Here is a 14514-nt window from a genome sequence, read left to right as displayed (position 1 = left end):
TAACCAGCAGCAGCGCTAGTTTGTGAGCGTGGCCACGAGCTATGTGAAGCGGGCTTTCAAGTACCGCTTCTATCCGACGGACGCGCAGGCAGCAGAGCTGTCGCGCACCTTCGGATGTGTTCGGAAGGTCTATAACCTGGCACTCGCCGCACGCACCCAGGCGTGGACGCGGCAGGAGCGCGTGAACTACAACCAGACGTCGGCGATGCTGACGGCGTGGAAGAAGACTGAGGAGCTGGCGTTCCTCAACGATGTCTCCTCGGTGCCGTTGCAGCAGTGCCTTCGGCACTTGCAGCTGGCGTTCACCAACTTCTTCGGCAAGCGGGCCAGATACCCGCGCTTCAAGTCGCGGAAGAAGTCCCGCAAGAGCGCGGAGTACACGACCAGCGGGTTCCGCTTCCGCGAGGGGAAGCTGACGCTGGCGAAGATGCGTGAGCCGCTGGACATCCGATGGTCCCGGCCGCTGCCTGAGGGGGCTTCCCCTTCCACGGTGACCGTGTCGCAGGATGCAGCGGGGCGCTGGTTCGTGTCCCTTCTGTGTGAGGACCCGGCCATCAAGCCGCTCCCCGCCACGGACACGGCGGTCGGGATCGACGTCGGCCTTGACCACCTCCTGACCCTCTCGACGGGCGAGAAGATCGCCAACCCGGGGCATGAACGCCGTGACCGGGCCCGGCTCGCCCTGGCTCAACGCCGCCTGGCGAAGAAGGCCAGGGGCGACGGTGCGAACCGGGCCAAGGCGCGGCGCAAGGTCGCCGGGGTCCACGCCCGGATCGCCGACCGGCGCCGTGACCTCCTGCACAAACTCACCTCGAAGCTCGTACGTGAAAACCAAACGCTCGTGATCGAGGACCTGACCGTGCGCAACATGGTCAAGAACCGGAGCCTGGCCCGCGCCATCAGCGACGCGGCGTGGGCCGAGTTCCGGAGCATGCTGGAGTACAAAGCCGCCTGGTACGGGCGGGAGCTGGTGGTCGTGGACCGCTTCTTCCCCTCCTCGAAGCTGTGCTCCTCCTGCGGCACCCTCGTCGGGAAGATGCCGCTCCACGTCCGCACGTGGACGTGTGACTGCGGCACGACCCACGACCGGGACGTGAACGCGGCGAAGAACCTGCTGGCCGCTGGACGGGCGGTTACAGCCTGCGGAGCCGGTGTAAGACCTCAACGGAGTTCTCCGGGCGGGCAGTCGGCGATGAAACAGGAAGTCACACGGCGCGAGCCGTGAGAATCCCCTCCGTCACGGAAGGGAGCGTCAAGAGCTACGTCTCCGGCTGGACCGAGGCGCTGCACGCGCAGGGCTACCTCTCCGGCCTGTACTCCAGCGCCTCCTCGGGCGTCCGCGACGCCGCCAGCGTCTACGACGACAGCCGCTACCTGCGCGTGGACCACCTGTGGTTCGCCTGGTGGAACGGCGCCGCCGACACCGACGGCGGCCCGTACGTCCCGGACGCGTACTGGTCCGACCACCAGCGCATCCACCAGTACGTCGGCGAGGTCTACGAGACGTACGGCGGCAAGCGCGTGCACATCGACCGCAACTACCTCGACGTCGGCGAGGGCACCGCGCCGCCGGTCACCTGCGCCACCGTCGACCTCGACTTCACCTCCTACGGAACCATCCGGTCCGGATCGACCGGCGCCCTGGTCGACGCCGCCCAGTGCCTCCTGGAAGCCGCCGGCCACGACCCGGGCGACGCCACCCCGACGGGCACCTTCGACGCCGGCACGACAGCCGCCACGAAGGCGTTCCAGACCGCCCGGGGCCTGGCCGCGGACGGCATCGTCGGCCCGCGCACCTGGACCGCGCTGCTGTCCCGGGGCAGCACGCCGCTGGTGCAAAACGGCGGCACCGGCGACGCCGTCACCCGGCTGCAGCGCGCCTGACCGCCGCGCTCGGCCGCACCGTCGACATCGACGGCATCTTCGGCCCCGCGACGGAGGCGGCGGTACGCGACTACCAGAGCGCCCGCGGGCTCGGCGTGGACGGGATCGTCGGCCCGGAGACCTGGGGCGCGCTGCAAGCCGGGCGGTGACCGGGACCCTCCGGGGCGGTGCCGGTGGCGGCTGCGATGATCGGCGTATGAGCACAGAAGAGGCGGACGCCGCGCCGAAGGGCGGTTTACCGCGACCCCACCGGCACCAGGAGATCGTGGACGTGCACCTGATACTGGTGCGGCGCGCGCCCGCGCCGGAGGTGCTGCTCGCCCGCCGGGCCGGCACGGGCTACGCGGACGGCCTGCTGAACCTGCCCAGCGGCCACCTGGAGGACGGCGAGAACGTGCGGGACGCGGTGCTGCGCGAGGCCGCCGAGGAGGTCGGGCTCGTGCTCGCCCCGGAGCAGGTCGAGGCAGCCCTCGTCATCCAGCACAAGCCGCCGGTGGGCCGGCCCCGGATGGGCTGGTTCTTCGCCGCCGAACTGCCGCCCGGCGCCCGGCCGGTGAACGCGGAGCCGGACAAGTGCGCGGGCATCGGCTGGTATCCGCTGGACGACGTGCCGGCCGACACCGTGGCGTACTGCCGCGCGGGCCTGGAGGCGTACCGGGCGGGGAAGCGGTTCGTGCTGCACTGGCACGAGCCGGGGGACCCGCTCGTGTACGCCCCGGGGGTGCCGGAGCGGGCCGTGGCGCTGCCGCAGACGGAGGGCCCGCGGTGAAGGGGTGCGGCGGCGGGCCGGCTCAGAGGTCCTTGAGGAACCGCTGTGTGGTGACGGCCGGCCGGTAGCCCAGCCAGCGGTTGACGGCGATCATCGGCGCGTTCTCCGCGTCGTTGCCCGTGTACGCGTCCGTGTAGCCGGCGGCCTGCGACGCCCGCAGCGACTCGTGCTTGGTGAGCTTCGCCAGCCCCCGGCCGCGGAACGCCCGCCGGGTGCCGGTCATCCCGGACGAGTAGCGCTCGTGGCCGTCGGTCTCCGCCAGGCTGAACGCCGCCACCAGCCCGTCCACCACGGCGGCGAACGTCAGCGCGTGGTCGAGCAGCGGCTCGCGCCAGGTGTGGTCGAGCCAGCTCTCGTACGACATGGCGTCGACCGGCGTGTCGCTGGGCTCGTCCGCGGACGCCTCGACGTCCGCCTCGTACAGCGGCCGCGGGTCGCCCGCGAAGTCCGTGAAGGGGCGCAGCTCCACGCCGGCCGGCTGCTCCGGCCGCGGCGGCAGCGGCGCGCGCAGGTCGCGGTGGAACAGGTGGCCGGAGCGGCCCGGGCGGTAGCCGTGCCGCCCGGCGAACGCGGCGCCGCGGCCGGTGCCGAACACCCAGGTGTACACGGTGGTCACGCCCTCCGCCGCGAGGTGCGCCTCGGCGGCCTCGACGAGCGCGGTGCCGACGCCGCGGCCGGCGTGCTCCGGGTGCACGTGCGGGTGGGCGATGCCCTGCCCCGGCGTGCTGCCGTCGTCGTTGACGTACGCCGTGACCTCGCCGACGACCTGCCCGTCGACCGCGGCGAGCAGCAGCCGCAGCCGCCTCTCCGGCGGCGCGGAGGCCACCTTCGCGCGCACCGCCTCGGGGGTCACGACGGTGAACGGCACCGCCGCGCGCCTGACCCCGACGACGGCGTCGGCGTCCTCGGGCCGGAAGTCACGTATGAGCGCTTTCGTGGCGCCGTACGCTACGGCGGCGGGACGCCGTTGTCGTGAGAATTTCCCGCCGCGGCCCACAATGAGTCCGTGACCATCGAGATTTTCGTCGACCAGCAGGCGCCCGAGGCCCCGTATGAGCAGGTGCGCGCCCAGATCTCCGCCCAGGCGCGTGGCGGCGCGCTCCCGGCCGGGACCAAACTGCCCACCGTGCGGGGGCTCGCCGAGCAGCTCGGCCTCGCCCCGAACACCGTCGCCAAGGCGTACCGCGCGCTGGAGGGCGACGGGGTGATTGAGACCCGGGGCCGGCACGGCAGCTTCGTGGCCGCCGCCGGCGACGCCGCGCGGCGCGAGGCGGCCGCGGCGGCGCAGGTGTACGCGCAGCGGGCGCAGCGCCTCGGACTCGACCACGGAACCGCGCTGACCGCGGTGGAAGAGGCGCTGCGCGCCGCCTACGCCGGCGCGTAGGACCCCGCCGGGCGGACCCGGTGGGGGTCCTCGGGGGTACACGCCGGAACCTGGGGCCTCGTCACCCGGGCCGGGCCGACGGCCGCGGTGCCTGCGGCGCCGGGCGGCGGCCTTCGTGCGCAGCGGCCCGGCCGACGAGGCCCACCAGGGCCGGGCCGACGACTGCGCAGACCGCACCCGGAGCCATCCGCGAACCGGCCCGGCCCGGGAGGCCGTCGCGCGGCGCCGAGCGGATACCCCCGTACTCCGCCCGGCGCCGCGCCGCTCTGGTGCTGGGGCGCTGGCTTGGTGCTGGTGACAAGCCTGGGGATGCCGGGGATCCGGCCGCAAGCGAACGGGGTCGACACGGGAAGCTGGAACGGGAATCGGACCACTCACCAGCGAGAACGGGACTAGGGTGGAACGCGTCGGAACGGGGGCCGGATGTGACTGACGCGGCGACGGAGAAATTCGCGGCGCTGCTGCGCGAGTTGAAGCAGCGCTCGGGGCGCAGCTACGGCTCGCTCGCGGCCCGCCTGCACGTGAGCACCTCGACCCTCCACCGCTACTGCAACGGCGACGCGGTCCCGGCGAGCTACGCCCCGGCGGAGCGCCTGGCGCGCCTGTGCGGGGCGACGCCGGAGGAGCTGGTGGAGCTCCACCGCCGCTGGCACCGCGCGAACGGCACCCGCCGCGGGGCGACTCCGCCGCGGGCGACGGGCGAGTCGCGGGCGGCGGGTGAGAGGGACCGGGGGCCCGGTGGCCGGGGGACGACGCCGTCGTGGGCGGGGGACGGGCCGGGAGGCGACGGGCCGGGAGGCCGGAGCGACCGGCCCGGTGCCGGTGGCCCCGCCCGCCCCGGTGGCCGCACCGGTGCCGACGGCCTTGCCCGCCCCGGTGACCCCGCCGCCGGGTCCGACGATGCGGCCGAAGCCGCCGACTCCCGCGTACCCGCCGGCACCTCGACCTCCACCGCCACCGCCACAACCGCGACCGCAACCACATCCGCGACCCGAACCCGCGTCTGGGCCCGCGGCCCGAGGCGCCGCGTGGTCGTGCCCGCCGTCGCGGCGGCCGCCGCCACGCTCGTCGCGCTGGTGGCGACCTCCAGCGGGTCCACCGGCGAAGGCAAGGGCCGGGCCGCCGGCGCGGCGGACCCCGGGAGCGCCGCGCTGACCGGCGAGAGACAGGGCGGCAGCCCCGAGGGGGGCAGGACTTCGGAGAAGGGCGGGTCCGCCGAGCCGTCCGAGCGGCGCAAGCCCTCGCCCGCCGGCGGCACCGGCACCGGCCGCGACGCCGGGCCCGGCGCGGCCCCCCGCAAGGGCGGGGCCACCGAGGCGGACCCGCCCGCGGCCGCCGCCCGTACGCCCCTCGCCTGGTCCGTCCGCTCCCACGTCTGGGAGTCCGGCTGCGACCACCGCTACCTGCTCGACAAGTCGCCCGACGGCGTGCCGCCCCCGCCCATGGCGCAGGACGCCGAGGCGTGGGCCACCAGCCAGGGCGCCGTCCACGGCGGCCGGACGAACGTCGAGGCCGCCATCGAGCCCCGCGGCGACCGGCAGGTGACCATCACCGCCGTCCACGTCCGCAAGGCCGCGACCGGCACCCCGCTGCCCTGGAACGCGTTCGCGATGTCCGAGGGCTGCGGCGGCGAGGTCACCGAGGCGTCGTACAGCGTCGACCTCGACGTCCCCCGACCCGTGCTCACCCCCCGGAACGGCGCCGACTCGACGGAGACCTGGGAGCCGCCCGCCCTCCCGTACCGCGTCACCCCCGACGATCCGCTGTCCCTCCTCGTCCACGCCACCACCGAGGACCACGACGTCCGCTGGTACCTGGAGGTGGAGTGGAGCAGCGGAGACGACTCCGGCGTCGTCCGCATCGACGACCGGGGCACGCCGTTCCGCACCAGCGCGCTCAAGGACCGCCCGGTGTACGGCTACGACACCCTCAATGGCGCCTGGTACCGGTACGGGCGGACCGAGGACCCGGCGACCGACGCGGCGACCGACCCGGCTTCCGACCCCGCGTCCCCGACGCCCTGAGCGGCACGGCGGTGAGCGGGCGGCGGCGAGGAAGCGGAAGGCGATCCGCCGCCGAGGGACGGAAACCGGCCAGACGAAACGGTTCTGCTGGTCAAGACGGCGTTCCGGACCGGGAATTGGGGATGATTCCCTTGTGGGGGATGCGCATGTGACGCAGGCAGACGATAGGGTTAGCCTGCCCGGGCCGGGAGCCCTCGTCAGGGTGGGGAGTGTCATGGATCAGATAGCAATGCGCGGCAAAGCGCGGGTGCCTGCGATCAACTGCGGGAGCACCGCGTCGCGGGCACGCGTCGACCGGCACCTCGCGGTGCTCGGCGGCCCCGCCGCCCCCCCGGGGGACACGGAAAGCGCCACCACGCTGATGCGTGAGCTGACCGCGCGTGAGGAGAGGGCGGCGAAGCCGGGCCGGATGGCGCGCGTTTCCCTCTTCGCCCCGCTGCGGAAGCTGCGGCGCACCCTCTTCGGCAACCGGAGGAGCTGACAGACAGCGAAGACCGCCTGCATCGGGGCGGGCGCGGCGACCCGGCATGCCGCGCCCGCCCCGATCGCTGTGCGCGTACGCCCTTTTCCCGCACCGCGTACGCCCTGAGCCCGCGCGGGATCCCGGCTCCCGGCACCCCGCGCGCGGCCCGCCGTTCCTCAGCCCCGCCCCCGCGCGCTCCGCCGCACCGCCAGCGGCACGAACACCGCCAGCAGCACCGCCGACCAGCCCAGCGCCGCCGCCACCGGATGCGTCATCGGCCAGGCCGCCCCCGCCGCGTCGTCCAGCCCCGGCGGGGCGCTGCCCGTCAGGTCCCGTACGGCCGTGACGTACGCGCTGAGCGGGTTCCACTCCACCACCGCCCGCAGCCACCCCGGCATCCCGTGCGTCGGCACGTACGCGTTGGAGAGCAGTTGCAGCATGAACGTGGTGCTCGCCAGCTGCCCCGCCGCCTCCTCGCCGCCGACCGCCGCGCCGAGGTGGATCCCGATCCACACCGAGGCGAACCGCAGCAGGAGCAGCAGCCCCAGCGCCCCCGCCGTCGCCGCCGCGCCGCCGTCGTTCCGCCAGCCCACGGCGTAGCCCACCGCCACCAGCGGCACCAGCCCGGCCGCGAACAGCAGCACGTCCGCGACCGCCTGCCCCAGCGGCACCGCCGCCCGGCTCATCGGCAGCGCCCGGAAGCGGTCCGTCACCCCGCGGCCGGTGTCGGCGGCGGCCTGGAGCATGCCGGTGACGAGGCCGCCGGCGGCGGTGGTGGCGAAGAGCCCGGGGACGATGTAGGTGCGGTAGTCGGCGCCGCCGGGGAGCGCGACGGAGTTGCCGAAGACGTAGCCGAAGAAGAGCAGCAGCGTCAGCGGCATCACCTGGGTGATGACGAGCAGGGCGGGGTTGCGCCGGGCGCGCCGCAGCTGGCGGCCGACCACGGCCATGCCGTCGTACGCGAGGTCGCTCATGCCGCCGCCTCCGCCCGGTCGTCGACGGACCCGGTGAGCCGCAGGAAGACCTCGTCCAGGGTCGGCCGGCGCAGGCTCGCGTCGACCACCGGCACCCCCGCCGCGTCCAGCTCCCGCACCAGGCGCGGCAGCGTCAGCCCCGGGTCGAGCGCCGTCGCCCCCACCGTGCGCCGCTCCGTGTCCAGCCGCGGTTCGCCGCCGGTGAGCGGCCCGAGGACCACGGCCGCCGCGGGCAGCGCCGCCTCCTCGGCCACGACCACCTCCGCGTACGCGCCCACGCGCCGCTTCAGCTCCTCGGGCGTGCCGGTGACGGCCGCCCGGCCGTGGTCGACGACCACCACCGTGTCCGCCAGCCGGTCCGCCTCCTCCAGGTACTGCGTCGTCAGCAGCACCGTCGTGCCCGCCGCCGCCAGCTCGCGCACCGTCGCCCAGATCTGCTCGCGGCTGGCCGGGTCGAGCCCGGTGGTCGGCTCGTCCAGGAAGAGCACCCGCGGCCGGGCCAGCAGGCTGGCCGCCAGGTCGAGCCGCCGCCGCATGCCGCCGGAGTAGGTGCGGGCGGGCCGGTCGGCGGCGTCGGCCAGGCCGAAGCGCGCCAGCAGCTCGTCCGCCCGGTCCCGCCCCGCGGCGCCGCGGAGGCGTTGCAGCCGGGCGAAGAGGCGGAGGTTCTCCCGCCCCGACAGGTCGTCGTCGACGGAGGCGGCCTGTCCGGTGACGCCTATGGCCCGGCGCACGGCGGCCGGTTCGGCGGCGACGTCGTGCCCGGCGACCCGGGCGGCGCCGCCGGACGGCGGGGCGAGCGTGGTCAGCACGCGCACGGCGGTGGTCTTGCCGGCGCCGTTCGGGCCGAGGAGCCCGCAGACGGTGCCCTCGGGGACGGCGAGGTCGAGGCCGCGGAGCGCGTGGACGTCGCCGTAGCGCTTCTCCAGCCCTTCACTAAGTACAGCGTACGTAGTAGTCATGCCGCCGAGGATAGCCGACTCGGTACGCTGTACGTAAACCGGTGACCGACGGCCCTGGGAAGGCGGCGATGGCAGGCAGCCGAGGCGCGGCGGACGGGGCGGCGCGCGGCGCCGTCCCCGAGGTGATCTGGACCCGCCCCGAGCGCACCGGCCGCGGCCCGCGGCCCGCGCACAGCCGCGCCGGGATCGCCGCCGCCGCGGTGCGGATCGCCGACGCGGACGGGCTCGACGCGGTCTCGATGCGGCGCGTCGCCGCCGAGATCGGCAGCGGCACCATGTCCCTCTACAACTACGTGCCGCGCAAGGAGGACCTGCACGAGCTGATGGTCGACGCGGCCAGCGCCGAGTACGACCTGTCGGTCCCGCTCACCGGCGACTGGCGCGCCGACGTGCTCGCGCTCGCGGAGCAGTCGCGGGACCTGATGCGCCGGCACCCGTGGCTGCCCCGGCTCACCGCGGACGCGGCGTACGGGTTCACGCCGCACACCCTGCGCTACCTCGACCGGTTCCTCGCCGCGCTGGCGGGCCTGGACGTGCCGCCGGGCGCGAAGATGGAGCTGGTCGCCATGGTCACCGCGTCGGTGACCAGCTACGTGACCTTCGAGATCGCCCTCGCCGAGCGGGCCCGGGCGCTGCCGTGGAGCGAGGCGGAGGAGCAGGCCGTGCGCGGCGCGTACCTGGCCGGGCAGCTGGCGACGGGGGAGTACCCGCACCTGGCCGGGGCGCTGGCCCAGGCGGCCGAACCCGGCGACTACGACGAGGCGTTCACGCGGATGCTGGGCCGGGTGCTGGACGGCTTCGCGGTGTCCGCGGACCGGACGGACTGACGGATTCCGTAGGTTCGTCCCCGTGCGGCGGTTTTCTGCGCCCCCTTGAAACCCGCCCGGCCCGGCACATACGTTCGGCTGCCATGTATCTCTCCCGGCGCCTGCTCGTCCTTCCGTTAGCCCTCGCCGCGACCGCCGCGGCCGGACTCGTCCCCGGCGCCGCGGCCACGGCCGGGCCGGGCGCGCCGGCGGCCGCGGGCGACCCGCTCTCGTACGTCGTCAACAGCCGCACCGACGACGCGACCCTGGACCGGGTCGAGGCCGCGGCCGAGGACGCCGGCGGCACCGTCGTGGCCACGTACCCGCAGATCGGCGTGACCGTCGCGCACTCCGCGCACCCGGACTTCGGCGACCGGCTGTGCGCCGTACGCGGCGTGCGGTCCGCGGGCGCCACCCGCACCGCGCCGCTGGAGAGCACGGCGGCGGCCCCGCAGGACGGCCCGTTCAGGCCGTACGAGGGCCGCCGGGCCGGGCTGGGCGGCGGCGACCGGAGCGCCGCGGCCGCCGCCCGCGGCGTACCGCAGGAGCCGCTGGAGGCCGACCAGTGGTCGCTGCGCGTCGTCCGCGCCGACCGGGCCCACGCCTACGCCACCGGCAGCCCCCGCGTCACCGTCGGCCTCCTCGACAACGGCGTCGACGACACCCACCCCGACCTCGCCGCCAACTTCTCCGCCGCCCGGTCCGCCGACTGCGTCGGCGGCGCCGCCGACACCTCCCCCGGGGCCTGGCGCCCGTGGCCCGGTGGCGGGGTCGCCGGCCACGGCACCTGGACCGCCGGCCAGGTCGCCGCCCCGCGCAACGGCGTCGGCATCGCCGGCGTCGCCCCGGACGTGACGATCGCGTCGATCAAGGCGTCCGGCCCCGGCCGCGGCTTCATCTACGCCGAATCCGCCGTCTGCGCGCTGGTCTTCGCCGCCGACCACGGCATCGACGTCGCCAACATGAGCTTCTCGCTGGACCCGTGGCACTTCCTCTGCTCCGACGACCCCGACCAGCGGGCCATCCTGGACGCCGTCACCCGCGCCAGCCGCTACGCCACCGGCAGGGGCGTGCTCCAGGTCGCCGCCGCCGGCAACGGCAGCCGGAACCTGGCCGACCCGACGTTCACCGACGTCGAGAGCCCCGCCGACGGCACGCCCGTCCCGCGCACCGTCGACCCCGCCGAGTGCCCCGTGGCCCCGCACATGCTGCCGGGCGTCGTCAGCGCCGCGTCGGTCGGCTCCGAGCACCTCAAGTCCGACCACTCGGACCACGGCCTCGGCGTCATCGACGCCGCCGCCCCCGGCGGCGACGACCACCAGATCCCCGACACCCCCTCGAGGGACCCGTACGTCCTGTCCACCTGGCCCGGCGGCGAGTACTCCTCCGGCCCCGGCACCTCCGCGGCCACCGCCCAGATCTCCGGCGTCGCCGCCCTCCTCAAGAGCGAGCACCCGCACGCCCCGCCCGCGCGGCTCCGCGCCCTCCTCTACGCCCAGGCCGACAACCCCGGCTGCCCCTACTTCTACGACCCGGACGGCGACGGCGTCGCGAACGCCGTCTGCCGGGGCGACGACCGGCGCAACAGCTTCTACGGCGCGGGCGTCGTCGACGCCCTCGACGCGGTCCGCCGGTAGCGCCCCCGGCCCCCGGCGCCGGTCCCGGCGCCGGGGGTCAGATCAGCGCGAACTGCCCCTCCGGGCCCTCCTCGCGGTGGTCCAGCACCGACGCCGGCCGGCGCGCCGCCGCGGGCGCGGGCAGCACGCCCGCCGCGTGCAGCTCCGCCGCCGTGATCTCCGCGCCGTACGGGCCGGCCGCGCCCCCGCCCGCCGCCGAGGCCCGCAGCTCCGCGAGCAGCGCCAGCACGGTGATCAGCTCCAGCAGCTCCGACGTCCACTCCTGCGGCCACGCCGCCGGCCGTATCGCCGCCAGCGTCCCCGGCTCCGCCGGCTCCAGCCGCTCGGCGACCCACTGCTCCAGCACGGGCACGCCGCCCTCGGTGAACTCCCACGCCCCGCGCGGCACCGGTGAGATGCGGCCCGCGCCGAGGAGCAGCGCCTCCTCCTCCGGGTCGTACGACACCTCCGCCGGCCGGGCCGGTATCGCCGCGCGCACGTACGGCCGCCGCCCGCCCGGCAGCCGCGGTTTCCCGCCCCCGCGGGCCCCGCGCAGCTGCACCGCCAGCAGCCGCCGCCCCAGCTCCACCCCGGCCCGCCACGCCTCTGCGTCCCCGGTCAGCGGCACCGCGCACCCGCGCGGGGTGGGCCGCCCGGCGGCCAGCACCCAGGCCAGCAGGTCCTCCGGCGTGACCTTGCCGCCGAGCCGCCGGCCCAGCAGCCGCAGCAGCCGGGGCGCGACGTTGGGCTCGCGGCCCCGGGGCCGCCGGTACAGCGGCCGGATCCGGCCCGGCCGCCCGGCGGGCGACCGCCCGTCCGGCAGCAGCGCGGACGCGACGACCGCGGGTCCGGCGTCCCCGGCGCCGCCCGCCGCCTGCGCCGCGTGGGCCGCGGGTGCCGTCTCGACGGCGAACAGCTGCCGGTCGTCCGCGACGCGCCACAGCTCGGGGCGGGCGGCGTCGATGAGCCGGTTGTCGGGGAGCAGCCACTGCCGGTCGTACGCCCCGTGCAGCACCCGCACCGGCTCCGGAAACGGCCCCGGCTCCCGCGCCAGCCGCCCGGTCCCGGCCGCCCGCCCGGGCAACTGGGCGACGGCCCGCTGCGGCGTCCGCGCCCGGCTGGACCGGAAGAGCGCGTCCCGCTCGGCGCCTTCGGCCCGTACGAGCGCGTCCCACCGCGCCCGCAGCGACGCGGCGTCGGGCGCCATGACCCACCCCCGCCCGAGCCTCAGCGGGGCGACGGACCAGGGCATGAGGTCGGCGAGCAGCGGGGCGGAGGAGCTGCCGTCGTCCGCCGCGGGCGCGGCCGCGGTGTCCGGTACGTCCGGCGCGTCCGCCGCCTCCGCCGCCTCCGCCGCACCACCCATGCTCCGTCCTCCCTCGCCTTCTCCGGCCGCCCGCAGGGCGCTTCGCATCCTACGGTCCGGGTGCGACATCCCCGCGCCCCGCCGCCGGGACACCCGGCTCACCGGCGCGGAGGCGGCGCCGCTGAGCCGGCCCCTCACGCCGGGCCCCTACGGCGCCTCCAGCGTCACGCTGAACGAGAACCGGTCGCCCCGGTAGCGGATCCGGGCCACGTCCACCACCCGCCCGCCGTCGTCGTACGAGACGCCGGTGTAGTGCAGGATCGGGCTCAGCAGCGGCACCCCGAGGAGTTCGGCGGTCTCCGGGTCCGCCAGGGTGGCCGTGACCGTGTCCGTGATGCGGGCGATCCGGACGCCGGCGCGGTCGCGGAGGACCTTCGTCATCGGCCAGCGCTCCAGGTCCGCCGGGTCGATGCGGGCGGCGGCCTCCGGACGGACGGTGTTCACGGCCCAGTTGGTCGGCTCGCCGGTCTCGCCGTCGTGGCGGAGGCGGCGGTACGTCACGGCCTCGTCCAGCTCCGGGAAGTACGCGGCGAGGTCGGCGGGGACCGGGGCCGGGCCGTGGGCGAGGAGCGTCGTGCGCTCGCCGGACTGCTGGGCGACGATCGCGTCGACCGAGCCCAGCAGCCGGACCGGGGTGGAGCGCCGCGCGGTCTCCTCGATGAACGTGCCGTGGCGGCGGTGGCGGGTGATCAGGCCCTCCTCCTCCAGCTCCTTGAGCGCCTGGCGGAGGGTGAGCACGCTGACGCCGTAGTGCTCGGCGAGCCGCTCCTCCGTCGGCAGCCGCAGCGGCGCGTCCGGCGAGCGGCCGAGGATGGAGGCGCGCAGCGACTGCGAGACCTGGTACCACAGCGGCAGCTTGCGGTTGAGCTGGAGCGAGTCGGGCGCGAAGAGCCCGGTCATGCCCGGAATTCCGGCCGCAGCCCCCGCCACACGTCGTCGTAGCCGCCTTGGAGGTGGTCCGCGTCCCGCGCCTGCGGGGTGAGCGTGACAGGCCAGCGGGTCTCGAACATGAACGCCAGCCCGTCGTCGATCTTCTGCGGCTTCAGCTCCGCCGCCGAGGCCCGGTCGAAGGTGTCCCGGTCGGGGCCGTGCGCGGACATCATGTTGTGCAGGGAGCCGCCGCCGGGCACGAAGCCCTCGGCCTTGGCGTCGTACGCGCCCTCCACCAGGCCCATGTATTCGCTCATCACGTTCCGGTGGAAGTACGGCGGCCGGAACGTGTCCTCGCCGACGAGCCAGCGGGGCGCGAAGACGACGAAGTCGACGCCGGCGAGCCCCGGGGTGTCGGAGGGCGAGGTGAGGACGGTGAAGATGGACGGGTCGGGGTGGTCGTAGCTGATGGTCCCGATGACGTTGAAGCGGTGCAGGTCGTACACGTACGGGACGTGGTTGCCGTGCCAGGCGACGACGTCGAGCGGGGAGTGGTCGTACGTGGCGGTCCACAGGTTGCCGCAGAACTTGTTCACCACCTCGACCGGGCCCTCGACCTCCTCGTACGCGGCGACCGGGGCGAGGAAGTCGCGCGGGTTGGCCAGGCCGTTGGCGCCGATGGGGCCGAGGTCGGGGAGGGTGAACGGGCTGCCGTAGTTCTCGCAGACGTAGCCGCGCGCCGGGGCGCCCGCGGTCAGCGGCTCGACGCGGAAGCGGACGCCGCGCGGGACGAGGGCGACGTGCCCGGGCTCGGCGCGCAGCAGGCCGAGTTCGGTGCGCAGAAGCAGCCCGCCGCGCTCGGGGACGACGAGGAGTTCGCCGTCGGCGTCGGAGAACACGCGGTCCATGGGCGCGTTGGCGGCGTACAGGTGGATGGCCATGCCGGTGCGCCGGGCGGCGTCGCCGTTGCCGCCGAGGGTCCACAGGCCGGCGAGGAAGTCGGTGCCGGGCGGGGGGTCGGGCAGCGGGTTCCAGCGGAGCCGGTTGGGGTCGGGGACCGCCTCGGCGAACGGGGCGGAGCGCAGCCCGCCGTTGTCCGCGCGCACGAAGCGGGGGTGCGCGGCGGAGGGGCGGATGCGGTAGAGCCAGGAGCGCCGGTTGTGGGCGCGGGGCTCGGTGAACGCGGAGCCGGACAGCTGCTCGGCGTAGAGCCCGAGGGGGGCGCGCTGGGGGGAGTTGCGGCCGGTGGGCAGGGCGCCGGGGAGGGCCTCGGTGCTGTGCTGGTTGCCGAAGCCGGGCAGGTACGGCAGCCCGTCGGCGGTCTTGCGTGCCTGCTCCGCCCGTGCCTGCTCTGCGCTGCTGGTCATCGTGGTACCGCCCGCCTTCCCGTCCCGGAGCC

At 75.7% G+C, this 14514-nt stretch carries 12 protein-coding genes and 2 pseudogenes; 8 read left to right on the top strand and 6 right to left on the bottom strand.

Annotated features, from left to right (window positions below; genetic code table 11):
* The first annotated feature begins 22 nt into the window (after positions 1-22).
* The 3 genes and pseudogenes from ACHZ99_RS00425 to ACHZ99_RS00415 form a co-directional block, all read left to right on the top strand.
* The gene (locus tag ACHZ99_RS00425) at positions 23-1225 is read left to right on the top strand and encodes an RNA-guided endonuclease InsQ/TnpB family protein (RefSeq protein WP_420302261.1); all 1203 of its coding nucleotides are present in this window, start codon (positions 23-25) and stop codon (positions 1223-1225) included.
* A gap of 17 nt (positions 1226-1242) precedes the next feature.
* Positions 1243-2033 (top strand): annotated as a pseudogene (locus ACHZ99_RS00420) (peptidoglycan-binding protein); the annotation flags it as partial.
* 95 nt (positions 2034-2128) lie between these two features.
* A pseudogene (locus ACHZ99_RS00415) lies at positions 2129-2653 on the top strand (NUDIX hydrolase); the annotation flags it as partial.
* A 22-nt stretch (positions 2654-2675) separates the two neighbouring features.
* Here ACHZ99_RS00415 and ACHZ99_RS00410 read toward each other — a convergent pair.
* Entirely contained in the window at positions 2676-3521 is an 846-nt protein-coding gene (locus ACHZ99_RS00410; protein WP_420302260.1) for a GNAT family N-acetyltransferase, read from the bottom strand.
* A 138-nt stretch (positions 3522-3659) separates the two neighbouring features.
* On the opposite strand from ACHZ99_RS00410, the gene ACHZ99_RS00405 reads away from it, so the two are divergent.
* The 3 genes from ACHZ99_RS00405 (at position 3660) to ACHZ99_RS00395 (ending at position 6542) form a co-directional block, all read left to right on the top strand.
* Complete coding sequence (locus ACHZ99_RS00405) at positions 3660-4037, top strand: GntR family transcriptional regulator (RefSeq protein ID WP_420302259.1); 378 nt, start codon at positions 3660-3662, stop codon at positions 4035-4037.
* Positions 4038-4462: 425 nt separating this feature from the next.
* Positions 4463-6061: a helix-turn-helix domain-containing protein gene (locus ACHZ99_RS00400; protein ID WP_420302258.1), complete on the top strand. Its 1599-nt coding sequence runs from the start codon at positions 4463-4465 to the stop codon at positions 6059-6061.
* A gap of 214 nt (positions 6062-6275) precedes the next feature.
* Positions 6276-6542 (top strand): hypothetical protein, encoded by a 267-nt coding sequence (locus tag ACHZ99_RS00395; RefSeq protein WP_420302257.1) that lies wholly within the window; start codon positions 6276-6278, stop codon positions 6540-6542.
* A 158-nt stretch (positions 6543-6700) separates the two neighbouring features.
* On the opposite strand, the gene ACHZ99_RS00390 is transcribed toward ACHZ99_RS00395, so the two are convergent.
* Both ACHZ99_RS00390 and ACHZ99_RS00385 read right to left on the bottom strand, forming a co-directional pair.
* Positions 6701-7498: an ABC transporter permease gene (locus ACHZ99_RS00390; protein ID WP_420302256.1), complete on the bottom strand. Its 798-nt coding sequence runs from the start codon at positions 7496-7498 to the stop codon at positions 6701-6703.
* A complete protein-coding gene (locus ACHZ99_RS00385; RefSeq protein ID WP_420302255.1) occupies positions 7495-8457 on the bottom strand; it encodes an ATP-binding cassette domain-containing protein in 963 nt (320 codons plus the stop codon). The genes ACHZ99_RS00390 and ACHZ99_RS00385 overlap by 4 nt, the downstream gene beginning before the upstream one ends.
* 68 nt (positions 8458-8525) lie before the next feature.
* Between ACHZ99_RS00385 and ACHZ99_RS00380 the strand changes: the two genes are divergently transcribed.
* Together ACHZ99_RS00380 and ACHZ99_RS00375 are read left to right on the top strand one after the other, a co-directional pair.
* A complete protein-coding gene (locus ACHZ99_RS00380) occupies positions 8526-9284 on the top strand; it encodes a TetR/AcrR family transcriptional regulator C-terminal domain-containing protein (RefSeq protein ID WP_420302254.1) in 759 nt (252 codons plus the stop codon).
* An 83-nt stretch (positions 9285-9367) separates the two neighbouring features.
* The gene (locus ACHZ99_RS00375) at positions 9368-10900 is read left to right on the top strand and encodes a S8 family peptidase (RefSeq protein WP_420302253.1); all 1533 of its coding nucleotides are present in this window, start codon (positions 9368-9370) and stop codon (positions 10898-10900) included.
* A 37-nt stretch (positions 10901-10937) separates the two neighbouring features.
* Here ACHZ99_RS00375 and ACHZ99_RS00370 read toward each other — a convergent pair whose 3' ends face one another.
* The 3 genes from ACHZ99_RS00370 to hmgA form a co-directional block, all read right to left on the bottom strand.
* Positions 10938-12245 (bottom strand): type ISP restriction/modification enzyme, encoded by a 1308-nt coding sequence (locus ACHZ99_RS00370; RefSeq protein WP_420302252.1) that lies wholly within the window; start codon positions 12243-12245, stop codon positions 10938-10940.
* Positions 12246-12392: 147 nt separating this feature from the next.
* Entirely contained in the window at positions 12393-13145 is a 753-nt protein-coding gene (locus ACHZ99_RS00365; protein WP_420302251.1) for a GntR family transcriptional regulator, read from the bottom strand.
* Positions 13142-14482, bottom strand: coding sequence for a homogentisate 1,2-dioxygenase (hmgA, locus tag ACHZ99_RS00360; RefSeq protein WP_420302250.1), 1341 nt, complete (start codon positions 14480-14482; stop codon positions 13142-13144). The genes ACHZ99_RS00365 and hmgA overlap by 4 nt, the downstream gene beginning before the upstream one ends.
* Positions 14483-14514: the final 32 nt, after the last annotated feature.

Origin of the sequence: Streptomyces sp. MAR4 CNX-425, from assembly GCF_048656465.1 — a bacterium.
Taxonomy (GTDB): domain Bacteria; phylum Actinomycetota; class Actinomycetes; order Streptomycetales; family Streptomycetaceae; genus Streptomyces.
This window is presented reverse-complemented; position numbering and strand designations above follow the sequence as displayed.